We start from the raw sequence: 17,888 nt of genomic DNA, 5'->3' as shown, positions 1-17,888 counted from the left end.
GTGATGGGCTCGTCGACGATCGGGCCCGACAGTCCGATCGAGCGCGTCCTCGAGGACTACGGCGTCGGTGCCTCCTCCTGGAGCGAGGACCTCGTCGAGAGCGACACCGAGCGGCTCCTACTCGCGCTGCTGCTCGAGCAGCGCGGGGAGAACGCCCTCGAGGCGATCGACTCGGGGGCCGAGGACACGCAAGAGGCGGCGTATTTCGTCACCGAAGAACCACGTCCGGTAACGTCAACCGAAGAGAGCCGCTGCAAATGGGGATACCCGGCGACCTCGGTCACTGTCTGGGGATTCGACGAGCCGATTTACGTGGCGTTCCGCTCGGAAGGCAACTATCGGAAGATTCCGCTCGATCCCCGGGACGCACCGTATAATGCGGGCCCAGAGGGTGGCCTCGGGGCCTCTGCCGCATGGATCTCCAAACAGAGTGAGGGCGACTCTGATACGACGGTCAAGCTGAAAGCGTACAAATAAACTGAGAAATACAAAAAATGACAACTATCAACGAAACCAACGGAACGTATAAAGATCTAATTGACGACGTGGCATCGGCCGCTCTCGCTCTTTCGGAGTGGAGCGACGCAGATACTGGCGTGACGACCGTCACGCCCGGCAACGACTCCGACTACACCGATCGCGGCCGTGTCCTCGAGCATGGCCCGAGCGGGATGTTCGTCGGACTGTTCTACGCTTCCAGCTACGAATCTGGGAACGAATATATCGACGGCATTCGGTGCAGTCTGTCGACCGACTGGAACACCACGGACAACATCCCGGCCGGGAACACCGACACCACGGAGGGCGACCCGTGGTCCTCAAGTGTCGGAAACGATCGACATGCGTCGTTTAACGACGTGTATGAGGGAACCGACTTCTACGAGACCCCGTTCGGTTGCCCGATCTCGGAGTCGTCGTCCTACGGCGACACGATCAACTACTTCGGATCAGTCACGGCGAACTTCCTCAATATAGCGGCGTGGGACTCCAACGACGGGAGCTACGGCAAAGCCGGATACTTCAACTTCGAGCACACGACCGACCAGTTCTGGGCGTCCGGGGATCAACCGTGGACGGCCTACACGATGCTCAACCATCGGACTGACTACGACTTCACCTACCTGTCGGCATCGTCGTGGCGGCAGTTCTACGGCAACTCGAGAGACAACGGCGGAGACTACTGCTACTACGGAGATGGCTTCGACGAATCGCAGTGGGGTTTCATCAATCCGGACAGCAACGATGACACGTTCTTCTTCCGACGGCCGGTGATCTACGATGCTGGCGGGACACCGATCGCCTACGTCGAGTCCGCGATCAAGAACGACGTTTCTGAGGGAGGGTCTCACGGCGACACGTTCGACTACGACACCGAGACGTATCGAGTCTTCAAGCAGTCGGGAGCATCGCAGTCTCAGCCAGTTTCCGTGGCGCTCAGGTACGAATAAGCATGGCAACCCTCACGGCCCCACCAACGGTGATCGAGGACGGAGCGGGCACTCCGACGTACACAGCAGCCACGTATCCCGCCGCGATCGCGGAGGGAGCCGGTACCCCGATCCGGTCGACTGCCTCGAGGATGGCGGAGATCGACGACGCGGATCCGTTCATGTCGTCGACCGATACGCACCACCGAGCCGGAGCCGACAACGTGGCGATAGAGGACGTGACTGGCTTCGATCCGGTGGCCGAGGGAACCCCGACGAGGGAACCGACGAGCAAACCGGCTATGACGGACTCTCAATACCGTCCTATCGGCGTTTACATCCCCGGAGCGTACTTTCGCACGATCCGGGGAGTTGTGGTCGACGAGAAGGGAGAGCCGATCACCGATGCGGAGTGGTTGGTAGGCCGCTACGGACTCCCCACGGCAGGGAGAGTCGACGACGAGGGACGGTTCGAGATCAACCTACTCCGGGCGGACTACAGCAATTTCGCCCTGCTTGTGGATAGCGGCAAGTCCGGCGTTGATTACGTCTGGTATGAGGCAGTTAGCCAAACGATTACGACCGACAACACCGACGAAGTCACTCTCGTCTTTAAAGAGTCGCGACCGACGAATGGGCTGAGCGTTCTTCGCGGGGTATCTATGGGATGATGGGCTTCGACATCCCGGTCGGCCTGCTCGCGGCGATCGTCGTCGCGTTCCTCGCCGGCGCGTGCTGCCCGACGTACTACGCTACCGAGCGCCTGCGCGGGTTCGGACGGGCGACGTTCGCTAGGATCCCATACCAGCCCCCGCCGGGGATGGACCGCGATGAAGCGATGCAGGCTGCCCTCGAGAACGCGGAGGAACACGACGCGGAGAAGCCGACCGAATCTTGACCGGTGTCCAACCAGTCAGGTCCTCAAGGACGAGTTTTCGGTCATCTAGAAACAGAACGGTAAGAAGGGATCGGGTTACGCGACTGCTTTTTCTCCCGCGTCGACGATGTCTTCACCGTCGGTGTAGCGCATCGGTGGGACGATCACCCAGACGTGTTGGTTTCCCGCCCACACCGAGACGTAGCCCTCGCTCTCGAGGGGCTTGATGATCTCATCGAGGACGGCACTNACGATCACCCAGACGTGTTGGTTTCCCGCCCACACCGAGACGTAGCCCTCGCTCTCGAGGGGCTTGATGATCTCATCGAGGACGGCACTCTTCGGTGTGGTGTTGTCGTAGAGCTTGTTCTTCGCGGTCTCGAGTTTCACGCGGCGCTTGCTCTTGTGGCGAGCCGACGCTCGCTCGTGGAGCATGCGGTACGCCTCGGCGAGCCGTTCGTCGTCGGGAAGGACCGGCTGGGGTTCGTTTAGATCCCCTTTCGCCTCGACCTCCTTCTGGACCAACTCGCGAAGCTTCTCACTCCGATTCTTGTCCTCCCGCTCGGCGATCTCGTCGAGCGTCTCGAGCAGGTTGTCGGGACAACCGAACGAGACGCGGCTCGAGGGGTCGTGATCCATCCGACCCATCAGCGAGTCACCCCGATTTGCATATCCCGTGAATACGGGGACGGCGTCGGGCTTCGCAGTTCGTATGCATGGGGGGTGGGGATGCCTACGGAGGCGGCTGTCGCGCGGGTGTGCGTGCGCGTCATGGCCGCACCTCCGCTTCCCGCTCGTGGCGTCGTGTCTTCTCGATCGCCCCGTCGTGTGGCTCGCCCTCGAGTGCTTCGTTGGTCGCATGGCACATCTCGTGTTCGTCGTCGGGACTCCCGTCGATCGACGCCACGTCGATCAGCTCGAGGAAGTCGGCTTTGCGGAGCGTGCAGAGATGAGCGCACGGGCCCTCGTGGTACTCCCAACCCTTGCAGTCGCATCGACCGATGTACTCGCCGTCCTCGAGGCCGAGCGCACAGTAGTGGACGCTCTCGCCGTCTCTGAGCGTGACCTTGTAGCCAAACCGACCGAACGATTCGATCAACGCCTCGCGTGGATCCGCTCGAGTCCACGATTCGGTGTCTGCATCGCATTCCTCGAGGAAGTCGATCGACTCGCCGTCGGTCGGCTCTGGGAAGGCGCTCATCGGCCGTGGGACACCTCCTGCAGATCATGTGGGCCGTTCTCACAAACGCGACGAGGGAGACCACCGGCCGTAGTCTCGGTCATCATACGCCCGCCGCAGTGCGGACAGTGCCGGCTCACGCAACCCACCTCTCAGCTATGGGATTCGCCAGAAGGCGCGGACCCCCAACAAGATCCTTGTTCCACTCAGAATTTGCGGCCGTCTCGAGAGGGGTAAAATCGCAAGACGGCGGGCTATTCGGTGCCTGCTGTACTTCGACGGGAAAGAGAGTCCGCCCTCCCCGATTTGAACGGGGGGCAAGTCGATCTACAGTCGACTGCTCTACCAGTCTGAGCTAAGGGCGGGCGCACTCAAACGTAGCCGCCGTAATGCACATAAGGGTTATTATTCGGAACGGGCGCGGACCTGTCACGAGCCACGAACGGCAGCATGATTGATATGGGAGGCGTGAGAAGAGAGGGACAACGCGTCTATGAGCAAGATCACGTTCCGCGCCGACGACGACCTCGTCGAGCAACTCGAGGGGCTCGAGGCCTCCAAGAGCGAAGCGATGCGAGAAGCGCTGCGCTCGTATCTCGAGGGCGACGAGTCGGCCCGGAGCGATACCGGGCGGTCGGAGACGGAACGTGGCGGAGCGGGTGCCATCGACGAACTGGTTCGGGAACGGGTCGACGAGCGACTCGCGACGCGGTTGCGCGAGCTCGGCCTCGAGCGCGCCGGCACGCGTGCGCGTGATTCAAACCCGTCCGATCCACAGGAGATCTCTATCTCGATTGCACTCGAGGGAGCGACGGCTACGTCTGACGAGGCAGTGGAAATCGAACGCGAGCGCACACGTGAGACGACCGACGGGACTCACCAACCGAGTCGGACGCAGGCACAGTCGGACACACAATCCGACGAGGCAGCCGTGACCTGTAACCAGTGTGGTGACCACCTCGAGGGCGACCACGTCTACTGTCCGAACTGCGGTGAAAAGGCCTCCCAACGGCTGTTCTGTGAGTGTGGTGACGAGGTTCGATCGGACTGGTCGTTCTGTCCGGGCTGTGGCCGTCGGACGCCCGCGGCGGACGTCCTCGAGTCCGATACTCATCAGTACTGACCAGTGTAAGACACGGAAAGTCACCTCGCCGAAAGTTTTATTATTCAAGCCGGACATCCAATTATTCGCGTAAGACGGATTGTCTTACACCCGTCGACAAGGCGGGAAATCGCCCGATGTCGGGCGGTTACCACGTAAGACACGCCGTGTCTGACAGGGGCGCGCCACCGTCTTACCCAACAGGGAATACAACCATGGAGCGTGTGACACTGCGAATCCCGAAACAGCAGATCGAAGAGGTAGAGCAATTGGTCGATTCGGGCGAGTTCCCGAACCGGAGCGAGGCGATCCGGTCGGCCGTCCGCGAGATGATCAACGAACAAGGTGACGGACCCAGCGAACAGTCCGGCAAACGCAACTGGGCCAAGGTGTAACGATGCAGGATATCGTTCAAGACGCCTTAGAGAACGCGGAGGAAGAGGCCCGGGAGATGGACGCCTCGATGGACGACGACGAGTTCGGGGAACCTCGAATCGTCATCGTCGGTTGTGGCGGTGCCGGCAACAACACCATCAACCGGCTGTATAACATCGGCGTCGACGGTGCCGACACCGTCGCGATCAACACCGACAAGCAACACCTCAAGATGATCGAGGCCGACACGAAGATCTTGGTCGGCAAGTCGCTCACGAACGGGCTCGGTGCCGGCGGCGACCCGTCGATGGGCGAGCGCGCGACCGAGATGGCCCAGGGCACGATCAAGGAGGTCCTCGGCGACGCGGACCTCGTCTTCGTGACCGCAGGGATGGGCGGTGGCACCGGCACGGGTGCCGCCCCCATCGTCTCGAAGATCGCCAAGGAGCAGGGTGCGATCGTCGTCGGGATGGTCTCGACGCCGTTTAACGTCGAGCGCGCCCGTACGGTGAAAGCCGAGGAGGGCCTCGAGAAGCTGCGCGAGCAGGCCGACTCGATCATCGTGTTGGACAACAACCGACTGCTCGATTACGTCCCGAATCTGCCGATCGGGAAGGCGTTCTCGGTGATGGACCAGATCATCGCCGAGACCGTCAAGGGGATCTCGGAGACGATCACCCAACCGTCCCTGATCAATCTGGACTACGCGGACATGTCCACGATCATGAATCAGGGCGGCGTCGCGGTGATGCTCGTCGGCGAGACCCAAGACAAGAACAAGACCGACGAGGTCGTCAAGGACGCAATGAACCACCCGCTGCTCGATGTTGACTATCGCGGCGCGAGCGGCGGACTCGTCCACATCACCGGCGGCCCCGACCTCACGCTCAAAGAGGCCGAGGGCATCGCCGACAACATCACCGAGCGCCTCGAGGCCTCGGCGAACGTCATCTGGGGCGCGCGGATCCAGGAGAGCTACAAGGGCAAGGTGCGGGTCATGGCGATCATGACCGGCGTCCAGAGCGCGCAGGTGCTCGGCCCGACGACCCAGAAGCAGGCCGACAAGTCCCGTCAGAGCATCGAGGGCGTGAGCGAGGCCGACTTCGACGCGAGCAAGAACGTCGAAACCGGCGGCTCCGGCTTCGGCGCACAGAGCGACGGCGGCCGCGAGGAAGTCGAACAACAGAACGGCGTCGACGTCATCCGGTAATCGACGATCGACCGACCGCGGCACGGACACACCACCGACACACCACCTTCGTGCCCGCTCGGTTTCGTCGGTCGCGGTTTCTCGCAGTTCAATTCTTCCGAGACCAATCACTCGTCACAGCGCGGTCCGTCTCGAGCGACCGCCAATCTACCGGCCTGACTGGGTGGCGTCGCTACGTCTGAGACAGTCGTTTACAGCCGTATACAACCGTGTGACGAGATGTGTGTCGGACACAGCGAACCCGAGAGAAAGGGTTTCATCGACCTATTCATTGAGGAGACAGTATATCGCTCGAACCCGTCTTGAAGCCCGTCGCGCTTCTCGTCGGCGCGTGTCTGCTGCTTCTGGGGTTCATCGCGATGGGACCGATCGGCTGGCTGGTGGTCGGAACGTTGCTCGCCGTCGGTGTCATACAGGTCCACCGCAAACGAGCGAGGGAGACCGACCGAACGCACACCGAGACTGGGTACTGTCCCGACTGCGGCGCGACGATCGAACTCGAGAGTGCCAGCGGTGACGGCGAGGGCGGAGACCGTGTGGTCCCATCGGTTCGGTACTGTCCGAACTGCGGCGAGTCGATCGACTCCGAGGGAGACACTGAGAACGCTGCCGACTCGAGCGCCCCTGGTCAGACCGGCACGACGAACTGTGCTGCCTGCGGTGCGCCGAACGAGCCGGACCGAACGACGTGCAAACACTGCGACGCGGCGCTCTCGTGACGGTCGTCAGGCCAGCGACTCGAGCAGCGAGCACTTCCGACAGACCTCTCGAGTGGTCGTCGAACCGCACTCGACGCACTCCTGCAGGTCGGCACCGTCGTCGCCGGCGTACTTTTCGGCCGCGATATCGGCCAGTTCCTCGTAGCCCGAGAGGATCGAGTGGCGAGTGCCGGGGTGGTTCTCCTCGAGGTCGTAGAGGAGCTGCTGGATCTCGCCGCGGTAGGCCTCGCTGGCGTGGGGACACTCGGTGATGTGTGCGGGGAGGTCGTTGATGTGGGCATATAGCGCGATCTCTTTTTCCGGAACGTCCCGCAGCGGCTTCGCGCGCGGGACGAACTCGTCCTGTTCCTCGCGGTCCGACAGCGAGCCGAGGCTGGCGTCGAAGTGTTTCGCCATCTGTTCGACATCGCCCTCGAGGATGTTCATGAGCGCGGTCTGGGCCTCGTCGTCTAAGTTGTGGCCCGTAAGCAGGAGATCGGCCTCGAGTTCGTCGGCATACTCCGAGAGCAGGTCCCGGCGGAAGACGCCACAGTACGCACAGGGAGCCATGTTTTCGGGGTCGTCCTCGACCACGTCGTCCATTCGAACGCCGAATTCGTCTTCGTAACTGACGAGTTCGTGGCGGATATCAAGGTCCTCGCTGAGTTCGACGCAGGCGTCGACCGATTTGTCGCGGTAGCCCTCGATCCCCTCGTGAATCGTCAGCCCGACGAGTTCGATGCGGGGGTCCTCGGCGAACGTGTCGTGGAGGACCTGCGTGAGGACGACGCTGTCCTTGCCGCCGGAGAGCCCGATCACCCACGTCTGGGGGTTCTCGGGGGTCGCGTCGTGGGGGACGAGATCGTCCCGTCGGACCCGACGGCGCACCCGCTTTTCGACCGACTCGCGGAAGTGGTCCTCACAAAGGTGTGCCCCGGAGTAGGCGGCGTGCATGACCGCCTCCTGATCGCAGCGGTTACAGTCCATTAGGGGTCCGTTGTCGGTCGCCGCCAATCACGGTTTCGTCTGGCGGAGACGACGGACCGATCTGACTCAGACCGGCACCGCCGAGCGCTCTTCGACGGCGTCGGACCCGTCCTCGAGTGCCTCGAGCAGGAGGTCGACGTACCGCTCGCGACTGCGGGAGGAGAACAGTTCGTGGCCGCCGTTGTAGAGGACGACGTGTTCGGCGGGGACCCGTTCGCCGATCGGGCGGAGGCCGACAACGGGATCGCGCAGCGAGCAGAAGACGACGGCGTCGTGGTCGATCGTCAGCAGTTCGTCCTGTGCGCGGCGGGTTTCCCGGACGAAGGCCGGCGAGACCCACGACGGGGTCGTCTCGATCTGATGGTCGGTCGCTCTTTCGCCCAGCGCCTCCCGATCGATGTCGATCGGCAGACACGGGAACGTCGTCGGGAGCTTCGACACTGCGGCTAACACCGGCTCCGGGAACCCCTCGCCGTACCCCCACCACGGACTCAGGTAGACGTGGTTGTCCGCGCCGTCGAGGGCCTGTGCCACGAGCGCGCCCGCGCTGTGGCCCAGCAGTTGGTAGCCCTCGAGGTCGCGGACGTACTCGGCGACCGGCTCAAGCCAGTCGGCTTTGAAATCGTCGATGTTCGTGGGGAGCTCGAAGGCATGGACCCGGTAGTCGGCCTCGGTCAACTGCCCGATGAGCCAGCTGACATTCTCGTGGGTCCAGCGGTTGCCCCAGCCCATGACGAAGACGAGTTCCGCGTCGCCGTCCTCGTTGAAGATCCGATGTCGCATAGGCTTGCGTTCACCGGGAACGGGTAAAAAACCTGATCTCTCGACAACCCGATCGAGACTCCGTCCGGGCCGGCACTGAGAAACGGCTTTGCGCGTCGACACCTAAGGACGATCCATGACTGGCTTTGACCGCAGTGACGCGGTCGATCGCCTCGAGCGATTCGTCGACACCGTCGAGGACGATCGGATGCCGGTGCCCGTCCGCGAAGTCTGGGCCCTCGGCGACATCGCGCTCGGCCTCGACCCCGTCGAGCGACTGGACATCTACGTGACCAAGGACGTGCTACTGCGCGACGACAGCGAGCCGGCGGCCGCGAGCACCGACGGAACCGAGTCGGATACACGGGACCCGAACGCCCGGTTCCGGGAGTCCCACGGCATCGAGGGCGTCGGGAAATCGGTGCGGGACGACTGGGCCCGCGAACACCCGGACTACCTTCGCGCCAACGCGAACGGCCACGCCGCGCCCGAGCAGTGTCTCGCCGCACACCTCCTCGGGGACGACGAACCGATCCACCTCGAGGTCTGTAACGCCTCCTTCGAGGATAACGTCACGCAGCGACTGCGCGGCGCGCAACTCCGCGAGGATTACACCCAGTTGCTCGATCCGCGCGGGGTCTGTCTGTGGGCCGACGGCACCAGAAGCGACGACGCGTTCCGGAAGCTCCGGGAGAGTGACCTAGCGCTGCCGACGCTGTCGGCCGCCCTCGAGATGCTCGGCATGGACGACGACGAGGCCGACGCGGCGGCTCGAGAACTCCACTCGTGGCGCGAGCGACAGGACGGCGTGACGGTTCGCGGCGACGTCGTCTGAGCGGTCGACCGGCTCACGGGTTCCCGGCGTCCTGTAGATCCGCGACTATCGCACGAACGCGCTCGAGGCGCTCCACGGTCGTCTCGCGGTCGATGTGGACGACGCCGCTCTGTCGGTCGTAGTCGACCAACCCCGCGTCGTCCAGTTTCGGCAGGTGGACGTGGCGCAGTTCCGTCTCGACGCGTTCCCGATCGGGGCCGGTCGAATCCGCCTCCGGCGCTCGTGTGACGACGTGGTCGACGAGGTCCTCGTGTGCGACGCGGTCGCCGTCCGTCCGCATCGCGTATCGACAGACGGACCGCCGACGCGGGTCGCTCAACGCGGCAAACCACAGATCTATTGACTGTCGCTCTCCGTCCCCGCCCCTGTCCGCGTGCCGATCGGTCATTACTACTCAATGCACGGATCGATCGGAAAGGTCCGGGGCGGAAGTATTCACGCCCTTTATCCGTCACTGGCCCGCCGTGCCTGTCGGAGCCGAAACCGAGAAATCACGCCGAAGCCAACCGGCGGTACTCGCCACTATGCTACTCGCTACGCTGCTGATCGAATATCCTATTCTCCGCGAAACGCTGTCTCGCGCACCAGACGTGACGGTCACGTGGGAGCAGTCCGATCTGACGGAAGACGGCGACCACCAACTGCTCGTCTGGGTCGACGGCGACGAGTTCGCGGCGTTCGACGCCGGCCTCGAGGTCGATCCGACCGTTACCGCTCCCGTCCGCGTGGTCGAGTTCGGCGACCGCCGCCTCTACCAACTCGAGTTGACGCCTGACGGGCACCGAGCGAGCGTGTACCCGCTCGTGGTCGAAGAGGGCGGCGTCTTACAGGAGGTGACCGCGACGAGCGAGGGGTGGCGCTTTCGCGTCGCCTTTCCCGACGACGAGGCCCTCGAGCGGTTTTACGCCTTCTTCACGGACCACGATCTGGAGGTCGAACTGCGGAAGCTGTACGAGAAAGGACGGAGCGTCGACGAGCCGGGGGCGCGTTCGGAGTTCGGCGTGACGGAGTACCAGCGCGAAGCGCTCGTCGCCGCCGTCGACGCCGGCTACCTCGACATTCCACGGTCGTGCTCGCTCGCGGAACTCGGCGACCGGCTCGAGATCTCGCCGAACGCGACCTCGGAACGGTTTCGCCGCGGCGTGAAAACACTCATCGAGAGCACGGTCTATCCCGCCGATCAGTCGCCGTAGACTGGCCGCGAGTGACTGCGGTACGGTCGGCTCGCCGCGTATCGCCGCTGGCTGACCGGCCGCGGTGACGCGGGCTCCGGTTACTCGTTCTCGGCGATGTCGACGGTCGAGATTGGCTGCGGAGTGTCTGGGACCAGCCACGCGGGGACGACTCGCGTGAGAATGACCATCCCGGTCAGTTCCACCAGCGTCTGCGTGACGACGACCGCCGGTGCCAGCTCGTAACCCGCCGGGAGCGCCAGCGCTAGCGGGAGCACGACCAGCGAGTTCCGCGTCACGGACGTAAAGACGAGCGCGCGGCTCTCGCCGGTATTCAGTCGGAGAAGGCCGGCCGCCACCCGACCCACTAAGGGCATGACGACCAGAAACGCGACGTAGACCGGGACGACCGCCGCGATCCGCCCGATCGAGTCCTGAACGCGAGGCAATTGCGAGGCGATCACGACCAGCAGGGTCGCGCCCATCATCGGGACGGGAAGCCACCCCATCGCCGCCTGCCACCGGCGTCCGGTCGCCGACCGCGTCGCTCCCTGTTCGGTGAGCCACGCGAGCGTCAGTGGCAGCGCGATGAGCAGGAGAAACGCCTCGAGGAACGGTTCCGGATCGACGGCGGCGGCGATCCGACTCCCCATGAACAGCCAGAGGTAGCCCGGGAGGAGAAGCAACTGGAGGACCAACAACGCCGGCGTCGCGGCGGTGAGCTGTTCGGCGTCGCCGTCGGCGAGGTCGGTAAACGGGATGACGTAGTCGATACAGGGCGTTAGCAACACCATGAACGCGCCGACGAGGAGAACGGGTTCCTGCGGGAGAACCCGAGTGAGCCCGTAAACGACGATCGGAACGACGAGGAAGTTCAGCCCGAGTGCGCCGGCCATGAACCGGCCGTTCGTAAACGCCGCGCGGAACCGACCGAAGGGAATCTCGAGGAAGGTCACGTACAGGAGCACCGCCAGAACGGGGGTGATGAGCCGCTCGAAGGCCGGCGCGGCCGCCGGCCGCGCCAGACCGATACCGACGGCGAGCAGGACCGAGACCGCGTAAACGGCGATCTGATGGCGCTGGACCCACTCTTTAGAAGGCATCATCGGACGTTGGTGCGAGACCCGTAAATGGGGCGCGGTCTCTCAGCACCACCAGCCGTGGGCGAGCGTCGAAACGGCGACCTCAGGCAATGTCGCGCCGGCGGAACCAGAGTTGGGCCGCGATCAGGAGGGCAACAGTCATGGCGACGAGGACGCCCGCACCGACGAGGTCGTAGCTCCCCTCGAGCAGGACCGCGTTCGGATCGTAGTACCGCATCGGGGCGATCGCGCCGACGGGTTCGGCGTCGGTGCCGGTCAGGAGCGACTCGGAGAGAAAGAGCGCGAACGTGACGCCGAGCGCGACCCGCTGGGCGATCGCCGCGCGGTCGAAAACGACGGACGCGAGCAAGCCGATTCCCGCACAGGCGAAGAGGTAGGGAATCGAGAGGAGGTGGACCGCGAGCACGTCCGTCGCGGCGAGGGGGTGGTCGATCAGTCGCGCGCCGACGTAGACGACGATCGGCGGCAGGACGTTCGCGCCGACGATCGGGACCGCCATCGCGGCGAATCGCTCGCCGACCAGCCGCCTCCGGGAGATCGGCATCGCCAGCAGCACGTCCATCCGTCGGCGGTCGACGTCGTCGGCGATCGTTCCCGCCGTAGCGTAGGCCAGATACAGCCCCAGCAGGATGATCCACCCGAACGTGTAGAGTTCGAACGAGAGGAACCCGCCCAGACTCGCCATCGTCTGGACACCCATCACCTGCAGAATCGGCTCGGGATAGGCCGCCAGCAGTTGCTCCAGATCGACCTCGGCCTCGAACGAGGGATAGACCCAGATGACCATCGCGGCTAGCAGTGAGAGCCCGATCGAGAGATAGAGACTGCCACGGACCCGATGCCGGCCATCGTACCGCGTCAGTTCAAACATCGTCGTCACCACCGTCGTCCGTCGCAGTGGCACCGGCGGCCACGCGGTCACCTCCGTCCGATCCATCGGCCGCGCCGTCGCCGCCGTAGAAGCGCATGAACACGTCCTCGAGCGGGGCTTCCTCGATCGAGAGATCGAGCAGTTGGTAGGACCGAAGCACCTCGAGCAGCGCGTTGACGTCGCCGGTGAACGTGAACACGTGCTCGGTCCCGCCGCTCGAGGCGCTCTCGGAATCGGTCTCGAGGTCGTGGACGCCGTCGATCTCGAGGGACTGCACCGGGATCGACTCCGCGGCGTGCAACCGGACGAGTTTGCCGCTCCTGTCCAGCAGGGATTCGACCGGTTCGACCGTGACCAGCCGTCCGTTCCGGATGATGCCGACGCGATCGCACAGCTTTCGCACCTCGCTCAGGATGTGCGAGGAGAAAAACACGGTCAGCCCGCGCTCCCGTTCGGCCCGGAGAAACTCCGTGAATCGCTGCTGGAGCAACGGATCCAGTCCGCTGGTGGGCTCGTCGAGGATCACCAGCTCGGGATCGTGCATGAACGTCGTCACGAGCCCCAATTTCTGGACGTTCCCCCGCGAATACGCCCGTATTTCGCGGTCCAGCGGCGGATCGAACAGCTCGAGCAGTTCGGCGCTTCGCTCGTCGCCCTTGATCGAGCCGTGCAGGTCGAGGATTTCCTGCCCGGTCGCCGTCTCGTCGAACGCCGGGCTGTCCGGAAGGTAGCCGATTCGGCGCTTGGCCTCGAGTAGTTGCTCCTCGTCGGTCACGTCGCGGCCCAGCAGCCGCGCCGAGCCGGCGGTCGGCGAGATGAACCCGAGCACTGTTCTGATCGTCGTCGTCTTGCCAGCGCCGTTCGGGCCGAGGTAGCCGAAGATCTCGCCGCGCTCGACGTCGAACGTGACGCCGTCGTTGGCGACTCCCTCCCCGTAGTCCTTCGTGAGCCCCTCGAGTTCGATCGCGGCCATACGTGCTATTGGAGACGTGACATCATTGCTGTGGGGGTCCGACGGGGTAGAGTGGGGTCCTGACAGCCCGTATGACCAAAATCATTTATTACAGGACGTGGCCCGGGGACGTATGAGCGAGATACTGGCACGAACCCTCGGCGGAAAGCCCGTCGTCGGAATCGACGGCACTGACTTCGGCACGCTCTCTACAGTCACGATGGACCCCGACTCCGGTGCGCTCCGTGACCTCGTCGTCGATGCTCGCGGACAGACTTCGGCAGCGGACGTCCCTCGAGGCGGCGACGATGGCCGGCTCCAGATCCCCGTCAGCCGCGTCGAGGCCGTAAACGATCAAATCGTCGTTCAGGCCGCCGAGTGAACGCGTGCGGCGGGCGAGCGTGGACCGTCACGCTTGCCCGACGGTCACGAAGAACGGAACCGCCTCCTCGCGGCGGTACTCCCCCGATTCCATCTGGTCGATGACGGTCCGCCCCATCTCCCGCCACGACCCGCGGAGGTCGTCGTACTCCGCCTCGGTCAACGCCCCCGAGAGCATCGTCTCGCGGTCGTCGGCCAACCCCGCCCCGGTTGCCTTGCGGCGGGCCGCGACCAGCGCCGGCTCGCCGTAGGGCGGCTCGACCGTCCGAACGTGGTCGTACCGGCGCGTGTCACACACTTCGAGTCCCGCTTCCTCGAACGCCTCGCGGGCGTCGGCCCCGAGTGACACGTCCGTCTGCACGCCGTCGAGGTAGGCCCGCCGCGCCCGCCGCTCGAGGTCGTCTTCAGTGTCGACGCTCGAATCGACCTCGACGGCGGCGTTGTCGGGTTCGACGGCCGCGACGAGATCGCTCGAGACACGTGCGAACTCGGCCAGCGCCGCTGCGGGCTCGGGCAGATTGATCAATAGAGCCTGACAGACGACGAGGTCGAACGCGTCGTCGGGGAACGGCAACTGAACGGCGTCGCCGGCGACGACCGGCACGTGCTCGCTCGCGGCCGCGAGCAGGTCGGCATCGGCGTCGCAGCCGATCACCTCGCCCGGCGACTCCGCCGCGAGGACGCGACTCAGCTCGCCGGTGCCACAGCCCACGTCGAGAGTCCGGTCGCGGGACTCGAGGGCGAGCGGCTCGAGGGCCACCCGGGAATCGGCCCACATTCCCTCTCGGGTCCGGCTCAGGTAGGATTCGGAGAACTCGCGCACGGGCCGTCCTACGGCGATGTCGAGTAAAAACGGGTCGGTTTCTCGAGCGCTCGAGACGGGTTACTCGTCCCGCAGTTCTCGGACCTTCTCGATGTTCCACGCGAAGCCGCGGCCGTCCTCGGTCGGCGTCTCGAGGGCGAAGGGCAGCTCACGCAGATCGGGGTGGTTCACGATCGCTTGCATGCCGTCCTCGCCGATGTAGCCCTCGCCGACGTGGGCGTGTTCGTCCTTGTGGGTACCCACGTCGTGTTTCGAGTCGTTGAGGTGGATGTACTCGAGGTACTCCAGTCCGACCTCGTCGTCGAACCGGCCGACGGTCTCGTCGACCGCCTCGGGCGTCGTGAGGTCGTTGCCCGCGACGAGCGTATGGGCGGTGTCGATACAGATGCCGATATCCGTCTCGGTGCGGTCGATGATCCCCGCGAGGTGTTCGAACTCGCCGCCGAGTTTCGTTCCGCTACCCGCGTCGGACTCGATGAGAATCGTCACGTCCTCGGGGACCTCGAGGTCATCGATGACGCTCGCGGCGTTGTCGAGGCCGCCCTCGACGCCCGCGCCGGTGTGGGCCCCGAGGTGGACGTTGACGTACGGAATCCCGAGTCGGTCGGCGGCGTCGAGTTCCGCCTGCATGCTCTCCATGGACTTCCGGCGGAGGTCGTCTTTCGGCGTACAGAGATTGACGAGATACGACGAGTGGATGACCCACGGACCCTCAAGCTCTTCGTCGGTCTCCTCTCGGAAGCCCGCGGCGGCCTCGTCGCCGATTTCGGGCTGTTGCCAGACCTGCGGCGAAGTGGTGAAGATCTGCCCGCAGTTGCCGCCGAAGGCGAGTTGGCGGTGGACCGCGTTGCGGAGATCGTCGTACGGCGGGGTTTCCTCGTCGGACGAGACGCGCGAACCGGAGATCGAAACGTGTGCACCGACCTTCATGGCCACTCGTCAGTACCGGTTCGTGATAGGTACTTCGGAGCGAATCGGCTGGAGAGGGTGGTTTTCGAGCGAGCACGAGACGGCGACCGATCGCAGAAAGTCACTGCGTCTCGGTTTCGATCACCTCCCGATTCCGAACCCACCCGTCGGCACCGAACTTTCGGTCGGCGAGGTCCCGTGCGGCCTCGAGTTCGTCGTCCTCCCACGTCGATTCCGCGGCGTCACACCAGTCCCGTAATGAATTCCCGATCGCCGCGACCGCGTCGTCCCGATCGATACCCGCCTCGTCGCGGATGCTCGTCACTCGGTCGGTGAAGGTCGATTCCTCGAGTTCAGTGTCGAACACGCCGACGTGTTTCCGGGGCTCGAGGGCGTAACTGATCGAGCCGTGCTGGATGACCACGTCGCGCTGGCGGTATTGGGCGTTCCCGCTGATCTTTTTCGCCTCGTCATCCGCGTCCACCGGTGCGACGATGTCGTGTGCCGGGTTGATATCCCGCAGATAGCACGAGGGCTGGTAGATGGCGTCCTGTTCGGCCGACGCGAAGGCGGCGTCGACGCCCATTCGGTCGAAGGCCTCGAGAATCGGCTCGCAGAACAGTTCGTAACAGTCCATCAGGTTCCCCGGGACCTCGCCGGCGGGAGCCACGATCGTATAGGAGATGTCGGCGAACCGGTCGTGATAGATGCCACCGCCGCCGGTCTGTCGGCGGGTGACGTCGATCCCCTCCCGCTCGCAGAACCCCCAGTCGACGGTCTCGGCGTCCTGTCGATACCCCAGCGAGAGCGTACTCGGCTCCCACGAGTAGGTTCGAACCGTTCGAATCCCGTTCTCGAGGGCCGTCCGCGCCGCGATCTCCTCGAGGGCCATCTGCGTCGCTCCGTCGCGGGGCTCGTCCCGGATCAGCCGCCAGTCCCGTTCGGCCAGTGCCGTCATACGAGACGCCACGCGGACGAGGTGGAAAGTGATTCCGACGATGGGGGACGTTTCGTATAGCACTATCAGATTTACGGACGACCAAATACCCACGAAACTCGACTCGAGCCGGCCCCACTACCATGTGCTGGTCGTGAATTCGGAATCCAGCCCGCCGAACGGCACCGACACTACCGGTGGCCGCTCGTCACGCCGTTTTTACGTACCCGCCGGCTACCCCCTCCTATGGTGCGAAACGTCGCCGGGTTGCTCCCGGAACTCGAGGACGAGGACTTCTATCTCCTCTCGGGGGTCGAACAGGGGATGCGGTTCTCCGAGTGGGTCCAGCGGGAGAAGCTCCCGAAGTTCGCCAATCTGACCGAGGAGGAAGTCGACTATCGGCTCGAGCGCTGTCTCAAGCGCGGGTTAGTCGAGAAGAAGACGATCCAGTACGAGGGCTATACGCTGCAGTTCGAGGGCTACGACGTCCTCGCGTTGCGGGCGCTCGTCGAACAGGATACGATCTCCGAGTTCGGCTCGCCGCTGGGCGTCGGCAAGGAAAGCGACGTCTACGAGGTCAAGTCGTACAAACCGCTCGCGCTGAAATATCACCGCGAGGGGTATACGAACTTCCGGAAGATCCACAAAGAGCGGGATTACACATCCGAGAACGATCACGTGTCGTGGATGTACACCGCCCGGAAGGCCGCCGAGCGCGAACACGATATCTTGGAGGAGCTCTACCCCGACGTGGCGGTCCCCCAGCCGATCGGCCAGAACCGCCACGCCATCGTCATGGAGAAGATGGACGGCGTCGAGCTGTCCCAAACCCGACTCGAGGACGAGCAGGTACTCGGCGTCCTCGAGTTGCTGCTGAATGAAATGTCGCGCGCGTACGCGAAGGGGTACGTCCACGCCGACATGAGCGAGTACAACGTTTTCGTCAACGAAGACGGTGTCAAAGTCTTCGACTGGCCCCAAGCCGTGCCGACGGACCACGAGAACGCAGCGGAGTTCCTGCGGCGCGATCTGACGAATATCGTGGGCTATTTCCGCCGAAAGTACCCCCAGCACGTGCCCGACGAACTCGCAAGCGACGATATTGCCGACGCCATCGAGGACGAATCCTTCGAATCGATCGAGACCCACCTGTAGGCCTCTTTGCGGATCGGAGACAACGGGTGACGTTCGAACGGCCTCGATTCTCTCTGTTTCTCGGTTTCCCGGCTCGAGTACCGCTTGTGATCGCTCGAGAGCGACGCGCTCGCGACTCGTTCGCTGATTCGG

At 64.2% G+C, this 17,888-nt stretch carries 23 protein-coding genes and 1 tRNA gene; 12 read left to right on the top strand and 12 right to left on the bottom strand.

Features of this window, described 5'->3' with window-relative positions:
• The 4 genes from C489_RS08885 to C489_RS08870 all read left to right on the top strand — a co-directional run.
• A partial coding sequence (locus tag C489_RS08885; protein ID WP_239642044.1) for a hypothetical protein occupies positions 1–477 on the top strand: 477 nt, incomplete at its 5' end.
• A gap of 17 nt (positions 478–494) precedes the next feature.
• Complete coding sequence (locus C489_RS08880; protein WP_006430878.1) at positions 495–1,448, top strand: hypothetical protein; 954 nt, start codon at positions 495–497, stop codon at positions 1,446–1,448.
• 2 nt (positions 1,449–1,450) lie between these two features.
• Entirely contained in the window at positions 1,451–2,098 is a 648-nt protein-coding gene (locus tag C489_RS08875; protein ID WP_006430877.1) for a hypothetical protein, read from the top strand.
• The gene (locus C489_RS08870; protein ID WP_152423131.1) at positions 2,095–2,325 is read left to right on the top strand and encodes a hypothetical protein; all 231 of its coding nucleotides are present in this window, start codon (positions 2,095–2,097) and stop codon (positions 2,323–2,325) included. The genes C489_RS08875 and C489_RS08870 overlap by 4 nt, the downstream gene beginning before the upstream one ends.
• Positions 2,326–2,400: 75 nt before the next feature.
• Here the strand turns inward: C489_RS08870 and C489_RS08865 are convergent, their stop codons facing one another.
• From C489_RS08865 to C489_RS08855, 3 genes are all read right to left on the bottom strand, one after another.
• Complete coding sequence (locus C489_RS08865) at positions 2,401–2,943, bottom strand: ribbon-helix-helix domain-containing protein (protein ID WP_006430875.1); 543 nt, start codon at positions 2,941–2,943, stop codon at positions 2,401–2,403.
• A 130-nt stretch (positions 2,944–3,073) separates the two neighbouring features.
• Positions 3,074–3,505, bottom strand: a complete 432-nt coding sequence (locus tag C489_RS08860) for an SWIM zinc finger family protein (protein WP_006430874.1) — start codon at positions 3,503–3,505, stop codon at positions 3,074–3,076.
• Between the two features lie 270 nt (positions 3,506–3,775).
• Positions 3,776–3,849: transfer RNA gene (locus C489_RS08855), tRNA-Tyr, on the bottom strand.
• A 128-nt stretch (positions 3,850–3,977) separates the two neighbouring features.
• Between C489_RS08855 and C489_RS08850 the strand changes: the two genes are divergently transcribed.
• The 4 genes from C489_RS08850 to C489_RS08835 all read left to right on the top strand — a co-directional run bounded on the left by C489_RS08850 (position 3,978) and on the right by C489_RS08835 (position 6,890).
• The gene (locus tag C489_RS08850) at positions 3,978–4,607 is read left to right on the top strand and encodes a double zinc ribbon domain-containing protein (RefSeq protein WP_006430873.1); all 630 of its coding nucleotides are present in this window, start codon (positions 3,978–3,980) and stop codon (positions 4,605–4,607) included.
• Positions 4,608–4,801: 194 nt separating this feature from the next.
• Entirely contained in the window at positions 4,802–4,981 is a 180-nt protein-coding gene (locus tag C489_RS08845) for a ribbon-helix-helix domain-containing protein (protein WP_006430872.1), read from the top strand.
• A gap of 2 nt (positions 4,982–4,983) precedes the next feature.
• Positions 4,984–6,171 (top strand): cell division protein FtsZ, encoded by a 1,188-nt coding sequence (gene ftsZ / locus C489_RS08840; RefSeq protein ID WP_006430871.1) that lies wholly within the window; start codon positions 4,984–4,986, stop codon positions 6,169–6,171.
• Between the two features lie 302 nt (positions 6,172–6,473).
• On the top strand, positions 6,474–6,890 hold the full coding sequence (locus tag C489_RS08835) for a hypothetical protein (protein ID WP_006430870.1): 417 nt from the start codon (positions 6,474–6,476) through the stop codon (positions 6,888–6,890).
• Between the two features lie 6 nt (positions 6,891–6,896).
• On the opposite strand, the gene ncsA is transcribed toward C489_RS08835, so the two are convergent.
• The gene (gene ncsA, locus C489_RS08830) at positions 6,897–7,856 is read right to left on the bottom strand and encodes a tRNA 2-thiolation protein NcsA (protein ID WP_006430869.1); all 960 of its coding nucleotides are present in this window, start codon (positions 7,854–7,856) and stop codon (positions 6,897–6,899) included.
• 66 nt (positions 7,857–7,922) lie between these two features.
• A complete protein-coding gene (locus C489_RS08825; RefSeq protein WP_006430868.1) occupies positions 7,923–8,639 on the bottom strand; it encodes an alpha/beta fold hydrolase in 717 nt (238 codons plus the stop codon).
• Between the two features lie 115 nt (positions 8,640–8,754).
• Between C489_RS08825 and C489_RS08820 the strand changes: the two genes are divergently transcribed.
• Positions 8,755–9,453, top strand: coding sequence for a DUF7095 family protein (locus C489_RS08820; protein WP_006430867.1), 699 nt, complete (start codon positions 8,755–8,757; stop codon positions 9,451–9,453).
• A gap of 13 nt (positions 9,454–9,466) precedes the next feature.
• On the opposite strand, the gene C489_RS08815 is transcribed toward C489_RS08820, so the two are convergent.
• Positions 9,467–9,841, bottom strand: coding sequence for a DUF7344 domain-containing protein (locus C489_RS08815; protein WP_049890720.1), 375 nt, complete (start codon positions 9,839–9,841; stop codon positions 9,467–9,469).
• A gap of 136 nt (positions 9,842–9,977) precedes the next feature.
• Between C489_RS08815 and C489_RS08810 the strand changes: the two genes are divergently transcribed.
• Positions 9,978–10,646: a helix-turn-helix domain-containing protein gene (locus C489_RS08810; RefSeq protein WP_006430865.1), complete on the top strand. Its 669-nt coding sequence runs from the start codon at positions 9,978–9,980 to the stop codon at positions 10,644–10,646.
• Positions 10,647–10,726: 80 nt separating this feature from the next.
• Here the strand turns inward: C489_RS08810 and C489_RS08805 are convergent, their stop codons facing one another.
• The 3 genes from C489_RS08805 to C489_RS08795 all read right to left on the bottom strand — a co-directional run bounded on the left by C489_RS08805 (position 10,727) and on the right by C489_RS08795 (position 13,572).
• Positions 10,727–11,728, bottom strand: coding sequence for an arsenic resistance protein (locus C489_RS08805; protein WP_049890735.1), 1,002 nt, complete (start codon positions 11,726–11,728; stop codon positions 10,727–10,729).
• A gap of 82 nt (positions 11,729–11,810) precedes the next feature.
• Positions 11,811–12,599, bottom strand: coding sequence for an ABC transporter permease subunit (locus C489_RS08800; protein ID WP_049890733.1), 789 nt, complete (start codon positions 12,597–12,599; stop codon positions 11,811–11,813).
• The gene (locus C489_RS08795) at positions 12,592–13,572 is read right to left on the bottom strand and encodes an ABC transporter ATP-binding protein (RefSeq protein WP_006430862.1); all 981 of its coding nucleotides are present in this window, start codon (positions 13,570–13,572) and stop codon (positions 12,592–12,594) included. Before C489_RS08795 ends, C489_RS08800 begins: the two co-directional genes overlap by 8 nt.
• A gap of 112 nt (positions 13,573–13,684) precedes the next feature.
• Between C489_RS08795 and C489_RS08790 the strand changes: the two genes are divergently transcribed.
• Positions 13,685–13,933, top strand: a complete 249-nt coding sequence (locus tag C489_RS08790; protein ID WP_006430861.1) for a PRC-barrel domain-containing protein — start codon at positions 13,685–13,687, stop codon at positions 13,931–13,933.
• 27 nt (positions 13,934–13,960) lie between these two features.
• Here C489_RS08790 and C489_RS08785 read toward each other — a convergent pair whose 3' ends face one another.
• The 3 genes from C489_RS08785 to C489_RS08775 form a co-directional block, all read right to left on the bottom strand.
• Positions 13,961–14,755 (bottom strand): class I SAM-dependent methyltransferase, encoded by a 795-nt coding sequence (locus tag C489_RS08785; protein ID WP_006430860.1) that lies wholly within the window; start codon positions 14,753–14,755, stop codon positions 13,961–13,963.
• Between the two features lie 60 nt (positions 14,756–14,815).
• Complete coding sequence (locus C489_RS08780) at positions 14,816–15,685, bottom strand: deoxyribonuclease IV (protein ID WP_006430859.1); 870 nt, start codon at positions 15,683–15,685, stop codon at positions 14,816–14,818.
• A 100-nt stretch (positions 15,686–15,785) separates the two neighbouring features.
• Positions 15,786–16,622, bottom strand: coding sequence for a lipoate--protein ligase family protein (locus C489_RS08775; protein ID WP_006430858.1), 837 nt, complete (start codon positions 16,620–16,622; stop codon positions 15,786–15,788).
• 225 nt (positions 16,623–16,847) lie between these two features.
• Here C489_RS08775 and C489_RS08770 point away from each other — a divergent pair, with 225 nt between their 5' ends.
• Positions 16,848–17,756 (top strand): serine/threonine-protein kinase RIO2, encoded by a 909-nt coding sequence (locus C489_RS08770; protein ID WP_006430857.1) that lies wholly within the window; start codon positions 16,848–16,850, stop codon positions 17,754–17,756.
• Positions 17,757–17,888 lie beyond the last annotated feature (132 nt).

This window comes from Natrinema versiforme JCM 10478, assembly GCF_000337195.1.
Taxonomy (GTDB): domain Archaea; phylum Halobacteriota; class Halobacteria; order Halobacteriales; family Natrialbaceae; genus Natrinema; species Natrinema versiforme.
Note: the sequence above shows the minus strand (reverse complement) of the source record. Positions and strands in the feature narration are given on the sequence as shown.